Origin of the sequence: Cronbergia sp. UHCC 0137, assembly GCF_034932285.1 — a bacterium.
Taxonomy (GTDB): domain Bacteria; phylum Cyanobacteriota; class Cyanobacteriia; order Cyanobacteriales; family Nostocaceae; genus Cronbergia.
Genome location: NZ_JAYGHC010000025.1, coordinates 42,045 through 66,881, shown reverse-complemented (window position 1 = coordinate 66,881; position 24,837 = coordinate 42,045). Strand labels below are relative to the sequence as shown.

General features: G+C 38.3%; 28 protein-coding genes, 2 tRNA genes and 1 riboswitch. Of the genes, 19 read left to right on the top strand and 11 right to left on the bottom strand.

Annotated features, from left to right (window positions below):
- Positions 1 to 256: 256 nt before the first annotated feature.
- Entirely contained in the window at positions 257 to 463 is a 207-nt protein-coding gene (locus tag VB711_RS14735) for a hypothetical protein (protein WP_323286855.1), read from the top strand.
- A gap of 159 nt (positions 464 to 622) precedes the next feature.
- Here the strand turns inward: VB711_RS14735 and VB711_RS14730 are convergent, their stop codons facing one another.
- A complete protein-coding gene (locus VB711_RS14730; protein ID WP_323286854.1) occupies positions 623 to 1,429 on the bottom strand; it encodes a pentapeptide repeat-containing protein in 807 nt (268 codons plus the stop codon).
- A gap of 10 nt (positions 1,430 to 1,439) precedes the next feature.
- Complete coding sequence (locus tag VB711_RS14725; protein WP_323286853.1) at positions 1,440 to 2,081, bottom strand: hypothetical protein; 642 nt, start codon at positions 2,079 to 2,081, stop codon at positions 1,440 to 1,442.
- 238 nt (positions 2,082 to 2,319) lie between these two features.
- Between VB711_RS14725 and VB711_RS14720 the strand changes: the two genes are divergently transcribed.
- Positions 2,320 to 3,993, top strand: coding sequence for a tetratricopeptide repeat-containing serine protease family protein (locus VB711_RS14720; RefSeq protein ID WP_323286851.1), 1,674 nt, complete (start codon positions 2,320 to 2,322; stop codon positions 3,991 to 3,993).
- 272 nt (positions 3,994 to 4,265) lie between these two features.
- Here VB711_RS14720 and VB711_RS14715 read toward each other — a convergent pair whose 3' ends face one another.
- The gene (locus tag VB711_RS14715) at positions 4,266 to 5,150 is read right to left on the bottom strand and encodes a Uma2 family endonuclease (RefSeq protein ID WP_323286849.1); all 885 of its coding nucleotides are present in this window, start codon (positions 5,148 to 5,150) and stop codon (positions 4,266 to 4,268) included.
- Positions 5,151 to 5,352: 202 nt separating this feature from the next.
- Positions 5,353 to 6,216, bottom strand: a complete 864-nt coding sequence (locus tag VB711_RS14710) for a TetR/AcrR family transcriptional regulator (RefSeq protein ID WP_323286848.1) — start codon at positions 6,214 to 6,216, stop codon at positions 5,353 to 5,355.
- Positions 6,217 to 6,367: 151 nt separating this feature from the next.
- Here VB711_RS14710 and VB711_RS14705 point away from each other — a divergent pair, with 151 nt between their 5' ends.
- From VB711_RS14705 to VB711_RS14685, 5 genes are all read left to right on the top strand, one after another.
- Positions 6,368 to 7,645, top strand: a complete 1,278-nt coding sequence (locus tag VB711_RS14705; protein ID WP_323286881.1) for an ABC exporter membrane fusion protein — start codon at positions 6,368 to 6,370, stop codon at positions 7,643 to 7,645.
- 53 nt (positions 7,646 to 7,698) lie between these two features.
- Positions 7,699 to 8,877 (top strand): ABC transporter permease DevC, encoded by a 1,179-nt coding sequence (devC, locus tag VB711_RS14700; protein ID WP_323286847.1) that lies wholly within the window; start codon positions 7,699 to 7,701, stop codon positions 8,875 to 8,877.
- Between the two features lie 22 nt (positions 8,878 to 8,899).
- On the top strand, positions 8,900 to 9,640 hold the full coding sequence (locus VB711_RS14695) for a DevA family ABC transporter ATP-binding protein (RefSeq protein WP_323286846.1): 741 nt from the start codon (positions 8,900 to 8,902) through the stop codon (positions 9,638 to 9,640).
- A 69-nt stretch (positions 9,641 to 9,709) separates the two neighbouring features.
- Positions 9,710 to 9,866: riboswitch (cyclic di-AMP (ydaO/yuaA leader) on the top strand.
- A 564-nt stretch (positions 9,867 to 10,430) separates the two neighbouring features.
- Entirely contained in the window at positions 10,431 to 11,051 is a 621-nt protein-coding gene (locus tag VB711_RS14690) for a universal stress protein (protein ID WP_323286879.1), read from the top strand.
- Between the two features lie 114 nt (positions 11,052 to 11,165).
- On the top strand, positions 11,166 to 12,503 hold the full coding sequence (locus VB711_RS14685; protein ID WP_323286845.1) for an SLC13 family permease: 1,338 nt from the start codon (positions 11,166 to 11,168) through the stop codon (positions 12,501 to 12,503).
- Positions 12,504 to 12,956: 453 nt separating this feature from the next.
- Here the strand turns inward: VB711_RS14685 and VB711_RS14680 are convergent, their stop codons facing one another.
- The 3 genes from VB711_RS14680 to xseA are packed head-to-tail and all read right to left on the bottom strand — an operon-like array spanning position 12,957 to position 15,099.
- Entirely contained in the window at positions 12,957 to 13,577 is a 621-nt protein-coding gene (locus VB711_RS14680; protein WP_323286844.1) for a hypothetical protein, read from the bottom strand.
- Between the two features lie 33 nt (positions 13,578 to 13,610).
- Positions 13,611 to 13,841 carry an exodeoxyribonuclease VII small subunit gene (gene xseB / locus VB711_RS14675; protein WP_323286843.1) on the bottom strand — a complete coding sequence of 77 codons (231 nt, stop codon included), beginning with the start codon at positions 13,839 to 13,841 and terminating at the stop codon, positions 13,611 to 13,613.
- Positions 13,834 to 15,099, bottom strand: coding sequence for an exodeoxyribonuclease VII large subunit (xseA, locus tag VB711_RS14670; protein ID WP_323286842.1), 1,266 nt, complete (start codon positions 15,097 to 15,099; stop codon positions 13,834 to 13,836). The genes xseB and xseA overlap by 8 nt, the downstream gene beginning before the upstream one ends.
- 233 nt (positions 15,100 to 15,332) lie before the next feature.
- Here xseA and VB711_RS14665 point away from each other — a divergent pair, with 233 nt between their 5' ends.
- The gene (locus VB711_RS14665) at positions 15,333 to 16,352 is read left to right on the top strand and encodes a serine/threonine-protein kinase (RefSeq protein WP_323286841.1); all 1,020 of its coding nucleotides are present in this window, start codon (positions 15,333 to 15,335) and stop codon (positions 16,350 to 16,352) included.
- A 58-nt stretch (positions 16,353 to 16,410) separates the two neighbouring features.
- On the opposite strand, the gene VB711_RS14660 is transcribed toward VB711_RS14665, so the two are convergent.
- Together VB711_RS14660 and VB711_RS14655 are read right to left on the bottom strand one after the other, a co-directional pair.
- Complete coding sequence (locus tag VB711_RS14660; RefSeq protein WP_323286840.1) at positions 16,411 to 16,743, bottom strand: type II toxin-antitoxin system PemK/MazF family toxin; 333 nt, start codon at positions 16,741 to 16,743, stop codon at positions 16,411 to 16,413.
- On the bottom strand, positions 16,733 to 16,909 hold the full coding sequence (locus VB711_RS14655) for a hypothetical protein (RefSeq protein WP_323286839.1): 177 nt from the start codon (positions 16,907 to 16,909) through the stop codon (positions 16,733 to 16,735). Before VB711_RS14655 ends, VB711_RS14660 begins: the two co-directional genes overlap by 11 nt.
- A gap of 198 nt (positions 16,910 to 17,107) precedes the next feature.
- Here VB711_RS14655 and VB711_RS14650 point away from each other — a divergent pair, with 198 nt between their 5' ends.
- Positions 17,108 to 17,380, top strand: coding sequence for a ribbon-helix-helix domain-containing protein (locus VB711_RS14650; RefSeq protein WP_323286838.1), 273 nt, complete (start codon positions 17,108 to 17,110; stop codon positions 17,378 to 17,380).
- Positions 17,377 to 17,676: a type II toxin-antitoxin system RelE/ParE family toxin gene (locus tag VB711_RS14645; RefSeq protein WP_323286837.1), complete on the top strand. Its 300-nt coding sequence runs from the start codon at positions 17,377 to 17,379 to the stop codon at positions 17,674 to 17,676. Before VB711_RS14650 ends, VB711_RS14645 begins: the two co-directional genes overlap by 4 nt.
- A gap of 108 nt (positions 17,677 to 17,784) precedes the next feature.
- On the opposite strand, the gene VB711_RS14640 is transcribed toward VB711_RS14645, so the two are convergent.
- Positions 17,785 to 18,111, bottom strand: coding sequence for an element excision factor XisI family protein (locus VB711_RS14640; RefSeq protein ID WP_323286836.1), 327 nt, complete (start codon positions 18,109 to 18,111; stop codon positions 17,785 to 17,787).
- Positions 18,096 to 18,515, bottom strand: coding sequence for a XisH family protein (locus tag VB711_RS14635; protein ID WP_323286835.1), 420 nt, complete (start codon positions 18,513 to 18,515; stop codon positions 18,096 to 18,098). Before VB711_RS14635 ends, VB711_RS14640 begins: the two co-directional genes overlap by 16 nt.
- A gap of 90 nt (positions 18,516 to 18,605) precedes the next feature.
- Here VB711_RS14635 and VB711_RS14630 point away from each other — a divergent pair, with 90 nt between their 5' ends.
- The 9 genes from VB711_RS14630 to VB711_RS14590 all read left to right on the top strand — a co-directional run bounded on the left by VB711_RS14630 (position 18,606) and on the right by VB711_RS14590 (position 24,703).
- Positions 18,606 to 19,697 carry a tocopherol cyclase family protein gene (locus VB711_RS14630; protein ID WP_416233581.1) on the top strand — a complete coding sequence of 364 codons (1,092 nt, stop codon included), beginning with the start codon at positions 18,606 to 18,608 and terminating at the stop codon, positions 19,695 to 19,697.
- 32 nt (positions 19,698 to 19,729) lie between these two features.
- Positions 19,730 to 19,803 (top strand) — tRNA-Arg (locus VB711_RS14625).
- A 269-nt stretch (positions 19,804 to 20,072) separates the two neighbouring features.
- Complete coding sequence (locus VB711_RS14620; protein ID WP_323286875.1) at positions 20,073 to 20,606, top strand: YdcF family protein; 534 nt, start codon at positions 20,073 to 20,075, stop codon at positions 20,604 to 20,606.
- Positions 20,607 to 20,968: 362 nt separating this feature from the next.
- On the top strand, positions 20,969 to 21,742 hold the full coding sequence (gene hisF / locus VB711_RS14615) for an imidazole glycerol phosphate synthase subunit HisF (RefSeq protein WP_323286834.1): 774 nt from the start codon (positions 20,969 to 20,971) through the stop codon (positions 21,740 to 21,742).
- 100 nt (positions 21,743 to 21,842) lie between these two features.
- Positions 21,843 to 22,034, top strand: a complete 192-nt coding sequence (locus VB711_RS14610) for a hypothetical protein (RefSeq protein WP_323286833.1) — start codon at positions 21,843 to 21,845, stop codon at positions 22,032 to 22,034.
- A 101-nt stretch (positions 22,035 to 22,135) separates the two neighbouring features.
- Positions 22,136 to 22,208 (top strand) — tRNA-Ala (locus VB711_RS14605).
- A gap of 558 nt (positions 22,209 to 22,766) precedes the next feature.
- Positions 22,767 to 23,675 (top strand): polysaccharide deacetylase family protein, encoded by a 909-nt coding sequence (locus VB711_RS14600; RefSeq protein ID WP_323286832.1) that lies wholly within the window; start codon positions 22,767 to 22,769, stop codon positions 23,673 to 23,675.
- 417 nt (positions 23,676 to 24,092) lie between these two features.
- Positions 24,093 to 24,410 (top strand): hypothetical protein, encoded by a 318-nt coding sequence (locus VB711_RS14595; protein WP_323286831.1) that lies wholly within the window; start codon positions 24,093 to 24,095, stop codon positions 24,408 to 24,410.
- The gene (locus tag VB711_RS14590) at positions 24,407 to 24,703 is read left to right on the top strand and encodes a hypothetical protein (RefSeq protein WP_323286830.1); all 297 of its coding nucleotides are present in this window, start codon (positions 24,407 to 24,409) and stop codon (positions 24,701 to 24,703) included. The genes VB711_RS14595 and VB711_RS14590 overlap by 4 nt, the downstream gene beginning before the upstream one ends.
- Positions 24,704 to 24,837 lie beyond the last annotated feature (134 nt).

Below are 24,837 nucleotides of genomic sequence, written 5' to 3'. Positions count from 1 at the left end.
GTTTGACGTTAGGAAACCCAACATTTACGTGCTTTTGTTGGGTTGCGCTGTCTCTTAACCGACAAGTATTGGGGGAGGAAGGGAATATTACTTACTCCCCATAAGTTTTATTTATTACTAGGATAAGGTAAACTGATTTGACAGAAGTTAGTCTGGGACAATATGTTTGTTATTGTAAAGAAAATTAAATTAACTTTAAACTTTTAGAAAATTAATTTCAGCAACAAAACCTAACCACAATCAGTTGGAGGAAAGAATGAGATTCCAGATTGAATGTAACAGATTGCTAAATAGCCAAACTTGCTTAACGTGCCATAAGCAGTTTGATTTGCAGGAAGCGAGATTAATTATCTGTGACGATGAGGGACAATGCTGTGGTGATGTGTGTCCTGAATGTATAGCTAAGGGTGCTAAGTGGATTGATAGCAGATTGCCGAAATTTAATCAAAAACTCAGTGCTTAAAATAGAATAGTTACACTATATCAATAGAATAACCTCAAACGCCTACGATGGGCGTTTTCCGGTGACTGAAGCTCTTCTTCTAATTCTTCCTCCTGACTCCTGACTCCTGACTTCTAGCCCTAACAAAAAGACCTTTTCCCCAAACCCTAAATACATAATTTATTGATACATTAAACCATCAGGCATAATAGCATTTTGCCAATTTACACCATTGAGATTTGCACCCTGGAGATTTGCGCCCCGGAGATTTGCACCCGACAAATTTGCTCCTGCTAAGTTTGCCCTTCTCAAATTAGCCCAACTTAAATCTGCTTGGATTAAATTAGCCTCACTCAAGTTGGCTCTAAATAAATACGAATTACCTAAATGAGCTTTAACTAAATTAGTTTTATACAAATTTGCCTGATAAAGATAGGCTGTCATAATTTCTGCCTCATACAAATTCGCTTCAGTGAGGTTGGCTGAAATTAAATTAGCTGCTATGAGATTGGCAAAACAAAGATTACTGCGATTGAGTTTCGCTGCACCCAAATCTGTATCTTGTAAATTTGCATTGCTAAAATCTGTACCAATTAGGTTAGCGTCAGTGATTACAGCGCCTTGGAGATTTGCTGCACTAAAATTAGCCCCAATAAAATTTCCCTGACTCAAATCAGCTTGTGTCAATATTGCACCGCTCAAATTGGCAATACTAAAATTACCTTGACTCAGATTAGCTTCTATGAGTTTAGCTTGATGAAGATCAGCATCACTGAAATCTGCACCATTTAAATTAGTGCGTACCAATAAAGCGTGGGCTAAATTTACCTTAGTCAAATTGACTCCTTGTAGGTTTGCACCCCGGAGGTTTACTCCTGGCAAATTGGCGGCACTGAGGTCAACTTGAACCAGAGGATTTTGTCTTCTCCATTCTATCCATTTAACCGCACCTGCCCTGAGAAAAGATAAATGCTCTTGATTTGCCATTTTTCCTCTTTTACTCCTTACGTTGACTTTGGGGATTTTCTCGACCGGGAGAATTAGCGATCGCTATTAACGCCCCTTCAGCACCGGCCAAAATATCCTGCTCTTTGCCACCTAAATACAACCGTCCAAAACTGCCCACAGCTTGCACTTCCAGAATATTAATTGAGGCTGCTTTCTCTGCTTCATTAGCAGCCAGTGCCGCATAAGCCGCCGGTTCAACTTCTAATACATAGAGAGTTTGTCCGGCTAGTAGTAACTGTCCCCGACGGGTACGATTGATCAGTTGGGTTTGGTAAGCGTCAATATTACGGATAATTTGGCTAGAAACAACACGGGGTTTAATACACTCTTCCTTTTTCACCCCTAGCAGCTTTAAAATAGCTTCACCTGCGGCTTTCGTCTCCCCTTGGGAGCCTGAATGAACTTCCAATAAACCGTATAATCGCTCAACCACCTGTACCCCTGGACGGACGGAGGCCGATTTGAGGGCTACATCTGTAATTTTATTAATTTCAATACCTGGAGAAATTTCAATCCACAACGAGGTATCCCCTGGTAATGGCAAGAAACCTTGGGCTACTGTTCCCATGTATGCGGCGTGTTGAGGTTGCAGATTGTCTAGAAATACGAAACTGCGTAGTTCTATGCCCAAAGTTTTGCTCTCCAGTCATGATAGTAAAAGTGATCAGTTGCAATATAAGAGTTTATCGTGAATTGGGGACTATCACCGACAAAAATCTCAATGATTCTACACCCAAAGAGGTTTTGAAGAATTAGGTATGCTTTAGGAAAAAAGTGAACTTCTCACTTGCCAAAGTGAGACTTAATAGTTATAATACTACAATTATAAGTAATTTTACTATTTTTTGCCCCAATTAACACCACAAGTCATGAGTTTATATTTTAGTAGACAAAATTTTGACACTATTCTGAGTACAGCAATAGTAGCAGCAATTGTAATTACCCTGCCAACATCTGCTGAGACGAATAATATTCAAGAGATTACCAAAATTGCTAAAACAACAGCAGTTCAAATTAATAATCAGAATAACCTTTCTCCAGGGGGTTCAGGAGTAATTATTAGTAAAAAAGGAAATACTTATACTGTCCTCACAGCTAATCATGTCGTGTGTGATGCGTTGAACCGACCAGGAAAGATTACTTGCGCCAAAGACGTTACTTATTCTGTGCGTACATATACTGGAAAAAGTTATCCGATTCAAGATATTCAAGTATTACAACAGAGTAGAAATGATCCAGATTTAGCTATAGTTACCTTTAAAACTACAGAAGATTATCCAATTGCGACATTAGGGAACTCAGATCAAGCTGATATTGCTTCAGATGTTTTTGTAGCCGGATTTCCTGCGGCATTTGGTAAAGTGGGAGTAGATAGAGATTTTAGTTTTACTAAAGGATTAGTTGTTTCTCGTAGTAGTAATGCGATTAATGGCTATGACTTAATTTATGATGCTATCACTATAACTGGTAATAGTGGTGGACCTGTATTTGATAACCGTGGGAGAGTTATAGCTATTCACGGATTAGCAGATACTTCATCTCAGAGTAAATCAGAAACAGGGGAAAAAATAACGCAGAAAACAGGATTTAACGCCGGCATTCCCATTAATACATTTTTGGCTTTACGCGAGCAGGTTACTAATAATACTTCTTTTAAGCAGGATAATAGTTCTACTGGCAGCAATTCGGCTTTGCGCGTTACTAATCCCCAGTCTGCAAGAGATTTTTATGCCAGAGGTATTACTCAAATTAATGAAAATAAATATCAGGAATCTCTAGAGAATTTTAATCGAGCGATTCAACTAGAACCTAAATATATGGAGGCTTATTTTAAACGAGGCTATGCCTATACATGGTTAAGGAAATTTAAGGAAGCACAGAGAGATTTCAACGAAGTTATTAAGCTTGACCCCAATTACTTAGATGCCTATATTAATCGTGGCTGGTCTCATATTTGGTTAAAAAATAATAAAGCAGCCCTTGAAGATTTTAATCAAGCAATTCGGATTAATCCTAACTATGCTACTGCCTATGCTCATCAAGGCATGGCTTATATTAGATTACGAAAGTATCAGGAGGCATTGGCATCTTCTAAAGAAGCTATTCGTCTTGATCCCAACAATAGTTATGGCTATAGTATTCAAGGAGATGTATTTAATGCCCTCAACAATTATGAAGCAGCTATAGAAGTTTCTAATATAGCTATTATAATTAATCCTGATGATTTTAGTGCTTATACTAATCGTGCTATTGCTCGCACTTTTATGGCAGATTATTCTGGTGCGGCCGCAGATTATCGAAAGGCTTCAGAAATATTTGAGCGCCGTTATCTTAAAAAAGAACCAATCCCAATTCTTGATTCTAATTTAGAGTTAATTAAAAGTTGGGGAATAGCTAATGTTGCTTGTGATTCTGGAGAAAAGTTAGTAATAATTATGATTGATGGTCAACAATACTGTGTTAGTCCTCACCCCTCTTTAACTGCTAAGAGTTATCAATATGATCGAACTACTGGTAAGTTAAGACCTTTAAGGTTAAAATAACGATCTAATGCAATAGACATCTCCGATAAAAATCGTAGAAGCGTTCCATGTAACATCTCTACAAGGGTTGTGGATAAGGCATATTTAACGTAAGTTGCTTTTTTAGTGAAATAAGGTGCGTCAGAAACTTAAAATTAGTCATTTAAGCCTAAATTATTTCGTCTGACGTGGTTGGTGAGCTTGCCGAACCACACCCTACAGACTACAAAATATCCGAAAAATTCATAACTAACAACTTGAGTTATTTAGTTTCTGGAGATGTCTATTGAGGTTTATGGGATGTCGGCAGGATTAATACCGATAGATTGTAGATATGCTGCTAGTTTTTCTTTTTGTTCACGTTCTTGAATAACTAAAGCTTCAGCATCTTGTTTAGCTATACGTTCTTGAATGACTAAAGCTTCAACCTCCTGTTTAGCTATACGTTCTTGGATAACTAAAGCTTCAGCTTGTACAGCCCGTTCATTTCCAGTTAACAACATTTCACCATCTTGATTCCACCAACGCAACCACGGTATTGGTGCATCTTGTTGAATGCCTAACTCTACTCCCATTGGTGGAATTGGATAATGTCCGCGCTCATTTGCTGACATCTTGTGATACTTACCATCCACAAGATGATATACTTCAACTGCGGCTTTTTTCACTTCGTAAATTGCATAAAAAGGGATACGAATTGCTTGCTCATAAACCCAAAACTTGCCGGCTTTCTTGTTTTCGCCTGTTTTTTCATTTATATCATCTGGTCGTGAAGTATCTCTTTCTTCCGAGCCATTTCCAGACACAAATTCAATGGCAATTAATGGGGCAACAATTTCTTTCCACAAGACATAAGAACGTCGGTATTCTCCTGCTAGTAAGGGCATAACGTTGGGTACATAAAACCAGTCTGGGGCTTCTGCTCCCTTTTCTGGTGGTTCTGTTAAATGCCAATAAATACCGCTATCTTGTCCAATGCAATAATTTCCATCAGGGTGTAATTTTTGTAAAACTGGTTCTATTGAAGTTGTGAGTATGATGCCTTGGGGATGCTCTTGAAAGTTTTTCACAAAAGTTCCATCTGAATCTGGAAGTTGAGTATGGTCAGGAAGAGTCAGTTGTAAATGATTATGTTCAGATGTAGTTGGCGGTACAATAATTGGTTGAGTTAATGCCATAACAACTTCATCACTGGAATTTACTTTTTTTTACTGTAACACATAAGTAGTCGGACAAAATTAAATTCATTCGTTGAGAGAGGGAACAGCGGTTCGGCTACGCTCACCGACCGGGAACAGGCTTGCCCTGAGCGCAGTCGAAGGGGAACAGAAAAACCAGTTGTGTAATTAATTCTGTCTCATGACTCTCCATGTATATACATTATTCTGGGGACGGTGAAAAGTCATTGCGGGCAAATCTTTCGATCATTTCGCTACGGGTGAGTTGATTTTGTTCTGCTAATTCGGCCAGTTTTTCCCAAGCTGTATCTGTGAGTCGGATTGATCTTAACTGTTTTGCCTCTTTTTCATAGTCTGACTGAAATTTCCCCGTAGAATTACGCTTGCGTCTGGGAGATTTATGTCTTGTTCCTGAATATTGGTTTTTGACCGTTTGATGATTAGTGAGCAAGTCAACCAAATTATCAATTAAGCGATCGCGATCTAGTGGTAAAATTTCTTGTCCGTGTAGCATATACTGAGTAATTTTATAATGGATTAATGTTCCCATAAAAATCCTCGCGGCGGCTTGTGGATCACTTAGTTGTAGTTCTGGATGATCAGTAAAATATTGAGTGAGAAGCTCAAAAACGGGTTTGTCCACATTCAGGAGAAAAACTTGCGCTAACAGTGGAAAACGCCCAGATTCCCCAATAATCAATCTGATTAAATTCAAAGACTCCTGCTTATACTTGATATGCTCTACAATATTTACTGCTAAACGCCGTAGCACAATAGACGGCTCACCTACAAAAAATTGGGTATCTTGGGGGTTAAATACCACTTGATAACCTTCCTGTGCCATTTTTTCAATTAAAGCCGTGAATAATCTCTCTTTGTCTTGAAAATAGCTGTAAACCGTCGTTTTAGATACTCCTGCTGCGGCTGTCACCCGATCCATCGTGGTTGCAGCGTAGCCATGTATTAGAAACTCTTGCATTGCACCATTGAGGATTGCATCAACTTTTTCTGCTAAGAGTACACGATCTGTATTTTCGTCTTCTGGGTGTTGCTTATTTTTTTTCATAGTTTCTGGAATAGAGGGGAATTATCGGCTACCCAAAATGTTGTGTAATTTTTTCGGGAAGGTCTTGACATTTTTGTAATAAACAGTTTAGTTTAGTTATATCCGAAATAAACTAATTAGTTTAGTTAGCATCTTAAATAAAAAGGTAGATATCGTGTTTGATGCAGCAGCTAAATTTTCCAAGCCGATTATTTTAACAGCCGTTACAACTTTAGCGATCGCTGGATTTCAAGGGTATAAGTTTGTCGTAGCTCAATCTACCCAAACACCCCAAACTCCTTTGGTAAATATACCCCAAATTACAACTGTAACAGCTTTAGGCTCCTTAGAACCAAAAGGCAAGATCATTAAACTTTCTGCCCCTGCTGCTAGTCAAGGTAGTCGGGTAGAGAAATTGTTAGTAAAAGAAGGGGATCAGGTAAAAACTGGACAGGTAATTGCGATTTTAGATAATCGCGATCGCTTAGAAGCAGCTTTTCAGGAATCCCAAGCAGCAGTTAAAATTGCCCAGATAAATCTAGCTAAAGTTAAAGAAGGAGCTAAATTAGGGGAAATAGACGCTCAAAAAGCAGAAATTGCCAGGATTCAAGCTCAAACATCCGGTGAAGCTAGGCAACAAAAAGATACAATTGCTAGATTAGAGGCGCAATGGGAAGGGGAAACCACAGCCCAAAAAGCCACGATTCGCAAACTAGAAGCAGAACTCAAAAATGCCCAAGTCGAATCCCAGCGCTATCAGGAACTTTACCAAGATGGTGCAACTTCCCAATCTTTATTTGATACTAAAAAGTTGAATGCTGAAACTATTGATCAACGGTTGCAGGAAGCGAAAGCAACGCTGAAAAGAATTGATAGCACAGGTAAGAAGCAAATTAGTGAAGCTAAAACTGTGTTGAATCGAATTAACGCCACTGGTATTCAACAACTTGGTTCATCTCAAGCCACCTTAGAAAGAATTGCCGAAGTGCGGCCAGTGGATGTAGAATCGGCCAAGGCGGAGGTGAGTAGAGCGATCGCGGCGGAAAAACAAGCCAAAGCCAATCTTGATCAATCCTATGTGCGATCAACCCAAAATGGCGTAATTATAGATATTCACACCCGCGCCGGTGAAATGGTATCCAGTAACGGAATCGTGGAAATTGGGCAAACAAATCAGATGTATGCAGTTGTAGAAATCTATCAAAGTGATATTAATAAAGTTGCATCAGGACAAAGGGTGCAGATATCTAGTAAGTCTATTTCCGGGGATTTACAGGGAACAGTAGATTGGGTGGGTTGGAAGGTACAACGTCAAATTATTGTTAATACTGATCCTAGTGAAAATATAGATTCTAGAGTGGTAGAGGTTCATGTAAAACTAGATCCAGCATCTAGTCAGAAAGCCGCTAAATTTAGTAATTTGCAAGTTATGGCGGTGATTAAGATATAAATTTTTCTCACCCAGAAAGAAATTAAGAATTTTTTGTAATTACCAAATAAATTATGACAGGATTAATGATTGCACTGCAACGCCGTACTCCTTTAGGTTGGTTACAATTAAGTCGTCACAAAAGTCGTTTGTTTGTGGCTTTGGCTGGTATTGCCTTTGCTGATATTCTCATGTTTATGCAGTTTGGTTTTGAGAATGCTTTATATGATAGTAATACTCTGTTAAATCGGGCTTTTATAGCAGATTTGATTTTAATTAGTCCCCAGAGTAAGAATATGCAAAATTTAGCGACTTTTTCCCGGAGGCGACTATTTCAAGCGATGGATGTACCTGGCGTGAAGTCGGCATCAGCCATATATATTGGTTTAATTCCTTGGAAAAATCCCCAAACTAGCAGTAAAACTACTATCCAAGTATTGGGGTTTAATCCTGAACAGATTACTTTAAATATGTCAGATGTGAATAATCAGTTAGATAAAATTAAACTTGGTGATTCTTTCTTATTTGATCGTGGAGCTAGAGGTGAATATGCAGAAGTTTTCAGTAAAATTGCTGCGGGTAAGGCTGTGACGACAGAAGTTGATAAACGGACAATTAGTATTAGCGGAACATTCAATTTAGGTGCTTCTTTCGGTGCAGATGGGACGTTAATTTCTAGCGATGAAAATTTTTTACGGTTATTTCCCAGACGAAAAGCCGGAAGTATTAGTTTGGGTTTGATTAATATTGAACCAGGTTATGATTTAGATCAGGTAAAGGCGGCGTTAGATTCTCATCTAAATAGTGAAGATGTGAAAGTATTAACTCGTCAAGAATATATTAAATTTGAAGAAGATTACTGGAAAAAAAGCAGTCCCATCGGGTTTATTTTTAGTTTGGGTGTGTCAATGGGATTTATGGTCGGGGTGATTATTGTTTATCAAGTTCTCTCTACTGATGTCAATTCTCATCTTAAAGAATATGCCACCTTTAAAGCTATGGGATATCACAATTTATATTTGTTAGGAGTGATTTTTGAAGAAGCGATAATTTTAGCTGTACTAGGTTTCATTCCAGGTTTTTTAATTCCTTTGGGACTTTATAGATTAACTGCAAAGGCCACAAATTTACCGATTTATATGACTATGGCTAGGGCGATCGCCGTATTAGTTATGACGATTATCATGTGTACAATTTCGGGGGCGATCGCCACCCGCAAATTACAATCAGCTGACCCTGCGGATATGTTTTAAAGATGGAATATAAAGGTAGAGAATGAGATTTATCCCAATCACCAATCACCAATCACCTATGCCTCCAGCTATTTCTATTAAAAATCTTGACCATTATTTTGGTACTGGTTCACTGCGTAAACAGGTTTTATTTGATATCAACTTAGAGATTAAATCAGGTGAAATTATTATTATGACTGGACCATCTGGATCTGGAAAAACAACATTGTTAACCTTAGTTGGTGGGTTACGTTCTGCTCAATCTGGTAGCTTACAAATACTTGGTCAAGAACTCTGTGGTGCAAACGCCAAACAGCTAACACAAGCGCGACGGAATAACGGTTATATCTTTCAAGCACATAACTTACATGGAAGTTTAACAGCCATTCAGAACGTGCGAATGGGATTAGAAGTACAACCAAAAATTTCTGCTTCAGAAATGCGATCGCGATCGCAAGCCATGTTAGAATCAGTAGGACTGGGAGAACGCCTCAATTATTACCCAGATAACCTTTCAGGCGGACAAAAACAACGAGTAGCGATCGCTCGCGCCTTAGTCAGTCAGCCTAAAATAGTTCTAGCAGATGAACCAACCGCCGCACTAGACAAACAATCTGGCCGTGATGTCGTCGAAATAATGCAAAAACTCGCCCAAGAACAAGGTTGTACAATTTTGCTCGTTACCCACGATAACCGCATTTTAGATATCGCCGACCGAATTATATACATGGAAGATGGTCATCTAATTAAAGATAGTATCAGTGCCGTCCCATTAGAAAGGTAAATAATATTTATTTTCAATACTGAAGTTATTACAACCCATTAATGCTATAGTTCCTAAAGTTACGAATTAACAGTAAGTCAGCTTAATCTAGCGCAGCAAACTCAGCAGCGTTAGAACGGAGGAACCAAAATTTGGGGCTTGTTTCTGTTTGGATTAATCAAGCAAAAAAGGACATCTCTCAGTCCTAGCCCGTCAGCTAACTTCGTAAGCATTGAGAGGAGACTGAAGAGAAAGCATTTTTTAATATTATGCTCTCATCAGTTTCCACGGTCATTTATTACTAGCTTCATTGTACCCGTGTTAACTCTGTTGAGGTGAAAACATGATATTCCAACTCAATTTATCTGCCATCTTTGCAGCTAAAAAATACTTCAAGCATTGTCAAGAATACCCAAAATCTTGGCTATAACACTGTGATTAAGTTGAATAATGAAGACAGGCAAGACTTGTATTGAGATTATATAACTCTAGGAGTTACGCATTAACAGAATTTATTACATAAGAATGATGGATTTTATCTCTTGTAGGGTGCGTCAGACCCGATAATTGAGTATGTAACAGATTTTCTTTATCTGACGCACCGCACTAATATGGGATTCCAAAAGCCTGAAACTAGGAAATTTCGTTCATACATATCATCTGCATTTTGTATAGTAGATACCGATTAGTTCATAGCAGTTTCCTAAACCAATTTTGCGTTGATAATTTTAGAGAAAAATCTAAAATTAGCATCTCTGCTTCTCATTATTCATTTCATGGGAGAGAAGTTAAAACTGTGAAAATAAAAACAATGTTGGCACGTTTGCAAAGTGCTATTGGTCGAGATGACCTAGTTGAAAAAATGGTATTATTACCAGAGCCAAAAAGATTATTTTCTCAAAAATATCAAGAACAATCTGTCAAAATAGTCGTTGGTTATGATGACACACCTGAAAGTCATACTGCCCTAGATATTGCTTTTTGGATTGCTTATCAAACCCGTTTAGCCACCAATACCCAAGTTAAAGTCCATGTTGTTTATGTGGTAGAAGAAAAGCCCATAAATCAATATTCAGATAAATTCACCTTTGTTCATCAACAACCTCAGTTAGAGTGTCCAGTCAGTGATTTATCAAAATCAGTCACTTTGGTATTAACTCAACCAAAATTAACAACAATTTCGCCAAATTACCTCACCCAAACAAATAGAATTTTTTCCCAAGCTAATATCTTAGCCGAAGAATGGGAGAGTTCTTGTAAATCCCATTTGCAGTTTGGCAGCATTTGTACAGAACTTCAAAAAGTTGTGGAATTAGAATCTGCTGATATTTTATTCTTGGGTTGTCAATCTAGCAATCATCCGATGATTAAAAAGTTAGGAAGTAATTTTCCTTGCGCTGTTTTGGGGATTCCCAGTTGTATGGATGATTAATCACTATTCTCAATTAAAGTGATTTTTCATGAAATTACGTTTATTTATAAGTCACCTATTGTTCAGGTGGCTTTTTAGCTAGTATCAACATTGTAAAATTTGGAAAGGTATTATATGGAAAACTGGCAAGCTATTTTGAGTGTAATCACATTTATCACCGTCATTGCTTTAATTATGACGGAATGGGTGCATCTAACAATTGCTGCTTTATTAGGAGCATTATTACTTGTTTTTGTCAACATCATGACATTGCAAGAAGCAGTTGCTTACATTGGCAATAGTTATGGAACTCTGGGTTTATTTTTTGGGGTTATGGTATTAGTACGGGCATTTGAACCGACTAAAATATTTGATTATATAGCTACACAAATTGTTATTCTAGCTCAAGGAAAAGGTAAGCGGTTACTATTAGGAATAGTAGGATTAGTTACCCCAATTTGTGCCGTTTTACCAAATGCCACTACAGTCATGTTGTTAGCACCGTTAATTCCCCCCATGGCAGAAGAATTAGGCATCAATTTTGTGCCATTATTAATTTTGATGGTGTTTGTTGCTAACAGTGCTGGCTTGTTAACTATAGTGGGAGATCCGGCTACATATATTGTTGGTGATGCTGTAAATATTAGCTTTACAGATTATTTATGGCAATTAAGTTTAGGGGGAGTTTTGGCTGTTGGGGTTGTAGTGCTGACATTACCATTTTTATTTCGTAAAATTTGGAATACAACTATAGAGAATCTGGAAGAATTACCCCATCCCCAAATTAATCATCCACGAGTTTTAATTGCGGGTACAGTAATTATTATTTTCGTGTTGATATTTTTTGTAATTGGGGAATCTCTACCAATACCAATATCACCTGCTGCTGTAGCTTTATTAGGGGCAGCTTTAGCTTTGTTGCTTTCTCATCACAGTAGAATTGATACTGTTAATAATATATTGAGAGATGTAGATTGGAGTACATTAATATTTTTTATGAGTGTTTTTGTATTAATAGGAGGATTAGATAAAACAGGTGTAATTAAAGGTTTATCAGGAATCTTCGCAACTATTTTAGGTAAAAATATTTTACTCGGTTCTTTGGTATTGTTATTTTTAGTGGGAATATTATCTAGTGTTATTCCCAATATTCCTTTAGTTGTGGCAATGGTTCCATTATTAAAACAATATCTTGTCACTGTAGGTTTGGCACCATCAGAAGTTTTAGCAACTAATTTTCAAGGAGAGTTTCCCCCGGAAGTCTTGCCACTATTTTACGCGATGATGTTTGGTGCGACCTTGGGAGGTAATGGTACATTGGTGGGAGCATCTTCTAATATTATTGCTGCCGGCATCGCTGAACAACATGGTAGACGAATTTCCTTTAAGATTTTTCTTCGTTATGGGATTCCGGTGATGCTACTACAACTTGTGGTTTCAGCTTTGTATGTGTTATTTCGATTTTTAATCTAAAAACGATAACTAAGTCCAATCTAGAAATTATTGATCTTGTAGATTCTCGTTTTTCCCTGACCTTACTTCAGTGATTGAGGCATCCTCTAAGATACAAGGTTGGTTTGAGGAACGTATCCTTGCGGGACACTGCGTGAACACATAAGACCTCTTGCAAAAGTCGTGATTTTCAAATTCTTCTTTGCGTCTTTGCGCCTACCCTATGCCTACGGCACGCTACGCGAACGGGATATGCCTCCGGCACGTTACACGAACGCGTTCGCGTAGCGTTTCGCAGAAAAGCGCGATTGCGTGAGCTTTTCAAGAATATTCTTGGCGACACCAAAGTATTTATGCAAGATGTCTATAGTGTGCCGGAGGCATAACCCAACATTTATAAGCATTTGTTGGGTTGCGCTGTAATCCAACCTACAAAAATCCTTAACTGTTGGTTTGACAATGATCTTTAAAGGATTAGTTTTCGTTAATGAGTACAGCTAACAAAATTCTGATTACCAATTCTAACTCTTCAGTGATGCGGTAAAGATTAATTGCTTGTTCTATACTTTGTCTTTCTCTATGTAATATACCAAATTGCCAAATATTACCTGTTGTTACTGCTCCTAATATTTCTTTTTGAGGAGAATCACTCCATTTATCGAGGGCAATCATTTCTGCTGCTAACTGTGTAAAACCCCTGTTTATATCTGCTTGCTTGGCTTCAATCACAATTAAATTGTACTTTGTGTGAAGATAATAATCTAAATTCCCTTGAAGTTTATTATCAACTTTAATTGCATACTCAATTCGTAACTTCGCGTGGGAATAATGAATTAAATCAGTAATAATTGGGGCAATTAATATTTCTCGGCGTGTGGTTTCATTTTCTAAATCTACATAAGGCAAAACTTCCTCAATCCGTTGTTTAAGGTCGATAATTCGGTCTAAATTGCCAGAATATTGTGGTAAATCAATAAATTTGCGTTCTAAAGAATAACCAAATTCAGTTACTAAATCACCAACGCTAAATCCCAATTCAAAATAATTACTAAAAGTATATGAACGATTGGGATCAAGTAATGGTCGTTTAGTCATTTTATTCTCCCAACAAATCGTGTTATCAACTTTCTAATCATCCTTCAAAGTTTCAATTAATAAATCTACCTGTTGTTGTCGTTGCTGTAAAAAACTTTCACATTGGCGTAAATATTCCACAGCATGAGTAAACTGTTCAAACACATCAGCCAATTCCAATTCACCCTTTTCAATGCGGAGGATAATCTGCTCAATTTCCGCCACCTTCTCCTCATAACTCCTACCTGCTAAATCATCATTAGCAGCACTATTACGTTTAACCATTAACCCCTCTGCGTCCTCTGCGTCTCTGCGGTTCGTTTACTTCCATAACTTTAACCTTCACTTCACCCTGCGCCAATTGTATCAATAACTCTTCACCTAAAGTTAATTCAGAAGCAGAACGAACAATGCGATTTTCTTGTTTCACCACCGCATAACCACGCTGTAACACAGCTTTCGGGTCAATACTAGCTAACTTTTGCCGCAACATCTCTAAATGCTGGGTAGATTGTTGTAATTTACCCTTAGTCACCTGTAATAATTGCTGACGTTGCCAACTTAACCTCTGGGCTTCTTGCTGTAATTGTCTATCTAAACCCAACCGCCGCAACCGATTTTTTAAACTTTGGAGTTGATTGTCTCCCATTCCCAAAGCAGAATTTACCGTTTCCAACAAAGCTGTAATTCTCTGTTGATGCTGAAAATACAACTCAGATAACGCTGGTACAACCCTTTCGGCTGCGGCTGTAGGTGTATGTACGCAAACATCAGCCACCAAATCTGCCAAAGATTCATCCCTCTCATGACCAATACCAGTAATTACCGGAATCGGACAATTAGCAACAGCCATAATTACCCGTTCATCATTAAAACAGGCTAATTCCTCAACTGCACCCCCTCCTCTTGACAAAATGAGAACTTCAGCCCGCCCATCCTTTTCTACCCGTTCAATCGCCTTAACGATAGATTCTGGAGCTTGTTCGCCTTGGACTGTAGCAGGAGAAAATAACACCTGTAAACCGGGGTATCTGTGTTTGAGAGTTTTTTGAATATCCCCCCAAGCTGCGGCAGTGGGTGAGGTGACAACTGCTATAATTTGAGGATGGGTAGGGAGCGATCGCTTTCTTTCGAGATCAAACAAACCCTCAGCCAGTAAGCGATTTTTTAGTTGTTGATAGCGTAAAGCCTGTAAACCCACACCAGCAGGTAAAGATTGCCACACCGTTAATTGATATTCGCCTCGTTGGGGATAAAGACGAATACTGCCCAAAATGATTAACTGTTCCCCAGAAATTGGTGTTTGTGCCAGTTTTGCCAATTGATTATTCCAGGCTACACACTTAATAGACGCAGTACCATCAGGGTCTTGTAAGGTAAAAAATAATCCACTACGATGATGATTGGCACTAGAAACTTCACCAGTGATCCATACTTGGCGTAAAATTTGATCTTGTTCTAAGAGCGATCGCAGATAATCAGTTAATCCCCCCACTGAAAGCGCAGTATTGGGAATTAGGGAGTTAGTCAAATCATTAAACATGGGTGAGAGCAAAAGCCTAATCACATTGTAGCAAAATTTATTGGGGATGATTGAGAGCGATCGCTAAAATCAGGTTGAGAATATTTCAGATGATAAGGTATACTGAAAACGGCTTAGGCTTAATAGTTTCATTCTAAACTAGACGTTTAGCACTGCTAAACCGCTACAAATCCAGGTCTTTTGTAATCTTGTAAAAGTACATCTCCCAGCCGTATTTAGTATAATTTTAAAATATGGGAAAAAAATTTGGTAATAGATGGGAAATTATTGATTCATCTGGTGAAGGTGGTCAGTCTTGGGTATATCGAGTCAAAGATTTATCGGGTGAATTTACTGAAGTCTGTATTCTGAAAAGATTAAAAAACCCTAACCGACTTGACAGGTTTAAGCAAGAAATTAGGGCTGGAAAAGAATTGAAGCATGAACGGATTCCCCCAATTTTAGATACAAATCTAGAAACTGAACCTTATTATTTTGTAACTAAATACTATGAAGGTAATGTTCTAACTAAAGTAGCACCCCTAGAACCAATCAAAGCACTGACAGTTTTTATAGATATATGCAACATCGTAGATTATGCACATAAAAAAGGTATAGTACATCGTGACTTAAAGCCCGATAATATCATTCTTGATCAAGATGATAATCCCATAATTCTTGACTTTGGTATCTGCTACTTTATAGACATAGACGAAAATAACCGTTTCACTGAGACTAAGGAACAAGTCGGCTCTCTATATTATATTGCACCTGAATTAGAAAATGGACGCACTGATCAAGTCACTGATGCTGTCGATTCATACGCATTAGGCAAAATATTGTATTTTTTGCTGACTGGAACAATATTTGCTAGGGAAAACTACAACGACTCTAACAACTTATCAACTGTATGTAAAAATCCTCAACTCGATTATGTAACACAAAGAATATTAGCCAAATCAGTTGTTGAAGAACCTAATCAGCGTCTAACTGTTTCAGAGTTGAAAGAAGTTGCTGAAACAGTTAGACGCTTAATATATGAGCATTTCTATTCTGGTAAAGTTGGTTCACGATGTCGTTTTTGTGGTGAAGGTACTTATCAAAAGATTGACTGTGATTTTCTGAAAACTTCTTGTTATGATCAGCCCATTCAATCTGGTACAAATCGTGCAAATGATTCGTCAATTCCTTGCGAGGCTATTCGTTGTAACCTTTGTGGAAACATACAGTTTTTTTTCCGAACTGAACCAACGCCAATGTATAAGTATTCATAACAATAACTTTCGTGCCGAACCCTACGCGATCGCATTTCTAATCTAGTATTGAGAGCAATTATTCAGCTACATCCTGTAAATCAAGTGCGAATTTAATCGCTTGCTGAATTTCCAGCATAACTTCCTCTGGTAATTTGCCCAATTTTCGCTCCAGTCTTACCGTTGGAATAGATCCAATACCTTGAACATTAGCTATGGAATCCCGTTCAAGAAATTGTAGTCGAGGTAGTACAACCTCATAAAGACTTCCTCGATTTTGGGTAGTTAGTGGTACATAAATCACCAAAGCTCGTGGTGGATCTGGGTCATCACGGGATATAATGATAATTGGGCGTGTTTTTGCAGCTATCCCCAAATCAGCAAGCCAGATTTCACCAAGTTTAGGGTTCATCTAACAAATCCAAAACTTCTTGCTCTACTGTACGGGTTCTGAGAATGTCTAAAACATCCTGATCTGCCATTTCGATGATTTCTAGAATACAATGGCGAACTTGTTCTGCTACAGTAGGTTGCCAGTAACTTAACTTTGTACTTAGTTCTTCAATTAAAGCATCCATAATAATTCTGTATACTTCTAACTATTAATATTAAACTACTTTTTAAACAAAGTTTCAATCTAAGCTACCTTAGTAACAGTGACCTTTGCTACACACTACACTATTGATGTAAATTACAGAGCGATCGCTATTTAAGAATGTCTACTCAATTTGACTTATAATGGTTCTTATCTACAGCCGATTTTACCAAAATTGATTATGAGCATCAGTCTCACACTCACACCTAAGCAAGAACGCTTTATTGCAACAAAGCTGGAAACTGGAAAATACCATTCTGTAGAAGAAGTTCTAGAAATAGCTCTCCGGTTGCTAGATGAATATGATCGTGCTGAAACAGAATGGGTTCGGGATGTGCGAGAAAAAATTGATGCAGCGATTGAAATTTCAGACCACACACCACCTATTGATGGCGAGACATTTGTAAATCAAATTCTAGAGCAATTTCAGCAAAAAAGACAGACAGAAAAATGAATCGTTACGTTATCAATATTCTCGCTAGTCGTGATCTAAATGAAATTGCTGAATACTTTTCACAAAACAATCTAGAAGCTGGTGAGAAATTTTTCCAGGAATTTAATCGTAAATGTCAACAATTAGTTTTTTTTCCAAATAGCGGTAAAAGCTACTTAGAAATACGTGATGATTTACGAGGATTACCTCTTGAAGGATATATAGTTTTTTATAGAGTCTTAAATGATGGAATTGAAATCTTGCGAGTAGTGAGTGGTCGTCGTAATTTGAACTCTGTTTTTGATGACACTCCATAGAATAAAGGTTAATAAAAAGTGTACTAGAGTCTTCCTTTAGCAATGTAATTCGCTTTGCTACGCACTATTGATGTAGATTAGAGAGTGAACGACAGTATTTATCCCTATTCAATAATGTAAACTCAAATATTGCTGTTCTACAGAAAGTCCTGTAATAATATCCTCTGGTGCAATTCCATCAGTAATTAATGTCTCTGTAAGACCCTCCTCAAAATTATCATCTTCAATCACAACCTTGCCATTTAGCAACCGAGCATGAAATAAAATGGTATTGATCCAAACATTTCTTTCCCAACCTGTGGCAATAATTAGAAATTGCCCTGACTCAGTATCACATACAGCATGAATTGAAATCGGCTGTAACCGGGGTTGTGCGGATGCCGCTTTCCGTAATACTCGCGTTAAAATTTCAGAATATCTTAGTGAATTATCCATTGGACAATGACCTCATCTATTGGTTCATAAACTAGTAAATTAATTTTATTCCGTTTTATAACTAACTGAAAAATAGGTTTTTGGAAATGTTTTAAATAAACAGGCTCACTCACAGCTAAAAAAAGCTGCCGTTCTGGTTCTTGTGCTTCTAAAGCCCATTGATAAAGCTGAAGTTGACCCATTGCTTTTTCCAATTCACTAATTATAGAAGGAGCATCAAAATCTTTAACTTCAACTGCAATTTTATAGTTTTCTTTTTCCGCCATAAAAAATTTCTCTGCACCAATATCAGCTTTTAGTAATGTTTTCTCTAAAACTAAGACTAATGGATCATCAGTGATTGTCCAACCATCTTTTATTAAAGTACGACACAGAGAAAAATGTAAATCATCTCGTCTAGACATTTATTAAGCTGTTGCACCTTTAAATTTTACTAATGTAGAATCAGAGCGATCGCCCTGAAAATAATATTCTTACATACAGCCGAATTTATAATGATGCGTAATAATCCCCCAAACCCCCTACAAACACCCCATAGCGGCTACCATTGGGATCAGAGCGATCGCCGTTTTTTTGAAGGTTGGTATTATCGTGTTACACTGCCTGAAATTGGGCAAACCTTCGCCTTCATGTACTCTATCGAAGATCCCATTGGCGGTAAACCCCACAGTGGCGGTGCAGCCCAAATACTCGCACCAAACGACGAATATCTGTGTCGTACCTTCCCTGATGTTAACAAATTTTGGGCTACCGAAGATGTATTAGGCTTAGGACATTGGGGTAAAACCGACTTACAAACACCACCCCACCAACTCCCACCCCCACAATTTACACAGCATATTCAACAAGGCTATCAAGCCACAGCCACCTTAAACCAAGGCATAATTACTGATCCCGCCACAGGTAACTACTGCCGTTGGGAATACCAAATTAAACCCATATACGGTTGGGGTAATCAAAATAGCATACAACAATCAACCGCCGGCTGGCTATCATTCTTACAGATATTTGAACCAGGATGGCAAATTTTAATGGCTCACGCATTAGCCACAGGTTGGATAGACTGGAATGGGAAAATCTACCACTTCACCAACGCCCCAGCATACAGCGAAAAAAATTGGGGTGGAGCATTTCCCCAAAAATGGTTTTGGTTAAATTGTAACTCCTTCCTCGATCAACCAGACCTAGCCCTAACAGCCGGCGGCGGAAAACGTGGTGTATTGTGGTGGACCGAATCAGTAGCCATGATAGGGATTCACCACCAAGGCAAATTTTATGAATTTGTACCCTGGAACTCAAAAGTAACTTGGAAAATTCAGCCCTGGGGTAGATGGCAAATGCAAGCTAAAAACCTAAACTACGAAATCGAACTCATAGGAACTACCAATTTACCAGGTACACCTCTACGTGCGCCCACCACCAATGGTTTAACATACTGTTGCCGAGACACCATGCAAGGGAAACTAACTTTAGAACTGCGAGAATTAAGTCTCAGCAAATCTAAAATCATCCTGAAAGCAGAGAGTAACCTTTGTGGATTAGAAATAGGAGGTAGTCCTTGGGATGAAAATTGGCAGTCTGACTAAAACTACTGCTATATTGTAAATGCTCAATACTTGGGGTTGTAGCTCAGTTGGATAGAGCGGTCGCCTCCTAAGCGACAGGTCGTGCGTTCAAGTCGCACCAGTCCCGTTACCTCAAAACAAATAAAATTATGTTAGATGGGTTTAAACCCCTTTGATCAATTCCTAAATACTAAGATAAAATTACTCATCGCTATAAAATCAAATTATTTTGATACAGTGAACAGTGAGCGAAAAATCGCCCAAAATCCTATTTGGTGAGATATAGCTCAAATATTGCTCTGATCTATCTTAATTTCTGCAAAAAATCCTAATTTTCCCAGATATAACCCTAGAGCCTTGAATAAGCTACTCTTTACAGGTAAATCATTCCGGCTGATGGCTTTTTCCCTACCATTATTCGTGTTGTGGGGATACCAAGAAATACAAAACCAATTTGTACAGCCACAAGCAATGTTAGTTTTAGGTGGTTCGACCAGACGTTTAGAACGAGAGAAGTTTACAGCCCATTTTGCTCACCAGCATCCAAATATACCAATTTGGATTACTGGGGGAAGTCCACCGAAATTCACTCAACAGGTGTTTACCAAGGCTGGAGTTGATACTAGGCGCTTAAACTTGGACTATGAAGCGATAGATACAGTTACAAATTTTACTACATTAGTAGATGATTTACACGCTCGTGGCATCAAAAGAGTTTATTTAATTACTTCTGATTTTCATATGCGTCGTGCTTCAGTTATTGCCCAAATTGTTTTAGGTAGTCGGGGCATTGATTTCCAAGCAGTACCAGTTCCATCGGAAAACACATCAGAACCAATTGAAAAATCTATCCGTGATGGAGCTAGAGCTATTATGTGGTTAGCAACTGGTTATACTGGCGCTGATCAAGCTAAATTAGAAAAAAGGTGACAGTGGCAGGAGGCAGGAGGCTCACAAGGGTAGGTATTTTACATTGTCGTAAGGGCAAGACTTGGGGGACAAGGTAGACAAGGCGACAAGGGAGGAAAACTGTACAAAGAATATACGATTGGTCACAAAAACTGAAGCTCAATAGACCATTTCTTGTATAAAATCTTCCTTGTCTACAATACCTCCTTGTCTTCCAAGTCCTGCCTTCACAGATAATATTAAAAACCTACACCTGTCAGTGCCTCCTACCCCCTTCCTCCTGACCTCTTATCAGCCCCTAAGTCTTTTATCCTCTTGTCACCTATTCGCCAATTACCTTTACAATTTAAATTCCGGCAATTACCAGGAGTCAAAAAGTCATTATGTTGTGTAAAAGAATCTTACCTTGCTTAGATGTCAAGGCGGGCAGGGTTGTGAAAGGGGTGAACTTTGTTGATCTTAAAGATGCAGGTGATCCGGTAGAACTGGCCAAGGTTTACAATGAAGCCGGTGCAGATGAGTTAGTGTTTCTAGATATTACAGCCACTCATGAAGACCGGGATACGATTATTGATGTCGTTTACCGAACGGCTGAACAGGTCTTTATTCCATTAACTGTCGGTGGGGGAATCCAAACATTAGAAAATGTTAAAGGTTTGTTACGAGCCGGCGCAGATAAGGTTAGTATTAATTCTGCGGCAGTACGCGACCCTGATTTAATTAATCGGGCCAGCGATCGCTTCGGTAATCAGTGCATAATTGTAGCTATTGATGCTAGACGCAGGATAGATCCCCAGAACCCAGGCTGGGATGTTTATGTGCGGGGGGGTAGAGAAAATACTGGTAAAGATGCCCTATTGTGGGCGCGAGAAGTAGTAAGTCGGGGAGCGGGTGAATTGTTAGTTACAAGCATGGATGCAGATGGTACTCAAGCTGGTTACGATTTAGAGTTAACAAGAGCGATCGCTCAATCCGTAGAAGTTCCCGTTATCGCCTCCGGTGGTGCAGGTAATTGTGAACACATCCACGCCGCTTTGACCCAAGGTAAGGCAGAAGCCGCATTATTAGCATCTCTGTTACATTACGGGCAGTTAAGCGTGGCGCAAATTAAAAATTACTTACACGAGCGAACTATTCCCGTCCGACTCCTATCTTGAACTTACAGTGTAGCAACTAAATACATCTATCCCAGGTTAGAGACAGTTTGACAAAACAATGTTAATATAAATTAACTACTATGAAGAAATATTAACTAATATGTTGATTCCTATTTTACTTTTTGATGTGGCACTGGTAGCCTGGTCGCTGCACCTAATGGAAAAAGCCTACGAGAATAAGGAATTTTCCCTGATGTTGGCTGGTACATTAGTCGCTTTAGCTGCTGCGGCCATGTTGGTAGTCTACTTTCTCATGGGTCACTGTATGACCTATTTGTTACAAGTAACATAATCAACTGACAAATTATGAGAGCTAAGGTTAACGTTCTCATGTCAATCAAGAAATACTTGACAAAACACAATTATTAAGGCAATATAGGATATGAGTTTCACGGGGTTATAGCGCAGTTGGTAGCGCACCTCAATGGCATTGAGGGGGCCAGCGGTTCGAATCCGCTTAACTCCATTAATCTAGAGTGTAAATATAATGTGGATATGCCGGATTTTTTCAATAAGCCGGGGATGTATTTTATATTTAATTAATAGAACCCACTAAGATATACATAAAGTCAGCCCGGATTGCTAGATTATTTTTACTGAATGCTGGAACAGTATCTACCATAACTACTAAATTATCTTGAGAAATGAGAAACTATGGTGAGTTAATAGTCGTCTATATATTTTGTAGGATTTGACCAACAAGAATATTTGATTGAAAGTTTAACTTTTTTAAAAAAAGGAAGCACTGAACCTGCACAAGGATATACATTAACAGCAATACAAATGTGAGTATTGAACCGTGCGAGTAAGTGGGGCATAATTAGCAATTTTAGAAAACTAGAATTACCGAGACTTCAAGTAAGTCAGTGTAATCTATTTACTAAAAATGGGGAATTAATCTAAATGCGTATTTCAACTTTCATAATTACCAGTAAATAACTGAGTAACTAATTTCTAAGAAAAATGTGTTATAACCTACCGTCAGAACTATAGCTGATGGTTAAACCCTTGAAGGAGCTATGCCGTGGAAAACAATAAGTCACTTTTTTGGACGCAAGGGATTTTGATTGCGTTGGTTAGCTTGGCTGGTACTTTAAGCATTGGGATGATGATGCTTGTTAAACCAAACATCTCTGAGGCTCAAGATAGCCAGAGAACCAATGTCAAAGATATCGCTGCAAATTTAGGAACTCAGGAACGAGTTGAGCAATTTAAGGCAACAATGTTAACCATTTGGCAGCAAGAGGCAAAAGTTAGGGGTGTTATCTCTGATGTACCATCACGCTTTCAAGGGAAAACTATTAAAGAAGCAAAGCTCGCTCCAGATCAAAAAGTTATTGCTCTCACCTTTGATGATGGTCCTTGGCCTCAGACTACCGCGCAAGTCCTGGATATTCTCAATAAAAACAAGATCAAAGGAACATTTTTTGTTGTTGGGCAAAATGTGAAGCTTTATCCAGACTTAGCCAAGCGGGTAGTTACAGAAGGTCACACTATTGCGAATCATACTTGGCATCACTGGTATCATTACATGAATCCCCAAACAGCGGCCTATGAAGTTGCTAATACAACAGATATTATTTATCAAACGACTGGTGTAAAAACAGGTTTATTTCGTCCACCGGGGGGAATAATGCACAATGGGGTAGTTAATTATGCAAAAAACAACAAGTACGCCATTATTATGTGGTCTTCTGATTCAGTAGACTATTCTCGCCCTTCTGTCCCCAGGTTAATTAACAATATTTTTAAGGGAGCAAGACCTGGTGGGATTGTGTTAATGCACGACGGTGGTGGTAATCGTTCCCAAACTGTGCAAGCGTTACCAGAAATTATTAGTAAATTTCGCAAGCAAGGCTATAAATTTGTGACTATTCCTGAACTATTAGAAATGGAAGATCAAAGCCAAAAAGTTATTGCTAATAAAAAGTAAGGGAACAGGAGAATTTCAGATCCCCGACTTCTCTAAGAGGGTGTTTGAAAAGTCTAAATTCATACTCGCCCTGGCGACTAGAAGTCGCGGCTACACAGGCAAAACCCACCTCCGTGGGTTGTAAACCCTTTATTTTCCGTTAGTCCGCGCAGGCGGACTTTGTTTGTGTAGTAGCGATTTATAATCGCCGGAAACTTTTCAAACATCCTCTAAGAAGTCGGGGATCTAGCTATCACGCATTACCCATAACTGAGCTTAACTGTTTTGTGGGTGTACCTACTTCTGATGGTGGCATCAATTGCCAATGATTTAAGGATTTACAGGATTTTGGTTGAAAGGATGACGTGTATGAATATTAATTTGAGGGGCTAATAATTTATATATTATAATAGACAGTAAATTTTAGATAATTTAGTCATGACACAATCTACACCCCAAAGAGTTGTCCGGCGTGGTCGAGTGTTTCCTGAAATTCAGTGGACTGAAGAACAAAAAGTCCAAGACAAAGCTAGAAGACAGGCTTTTTATGAGCGTTGTTGGATCATTTTCGAGCAGTTAAAACCAGAAATATTAGATAAATACTCTGGTTGGTATATTGCCATTGAACCTGATAGTGGTGATTATTTTATTGATCAAGACAAAGAAATAGCAAGTAAAATGGCGAAAGAAAAGTATCCTAATGTGATTCATCATATTTTTGGCATTAATGAAACAGGAGTTAGTGGCAGAATATGATTGAGGGAAGATTTGGAGAAAATGGACAAATTTATTTTGAAATTGATTTAATTGGTGGAGATAATTTCAGTTTTCCTGTGGAAACAATGTTAGATACAGGATTTACTGAACATTTAGCTATGAATAAACAAGATATCCAAGGTCTTGATTGGTCTTTTTTAAGTCAAGATAAATTAAGAACTGCTCAAGGCGAAACTGAATTAATCATCTGCGTTTATCCGCGTTTATCTGCGTTCAATAATTTGTCTGAATCAGGATGTCCAGGATTTGAGGATTTTCAGGATTTTGGTTGAAAGGATGATGTTTTGAATATTAAAGAAAATCGAACAATATTTCTTGGCAATTTATCAAAGTCATGAACAACCAGATCAATATTTATCTATTCCTACTAAAGTTTTTTCATACTGAAGCATTCAAAATTGATGAA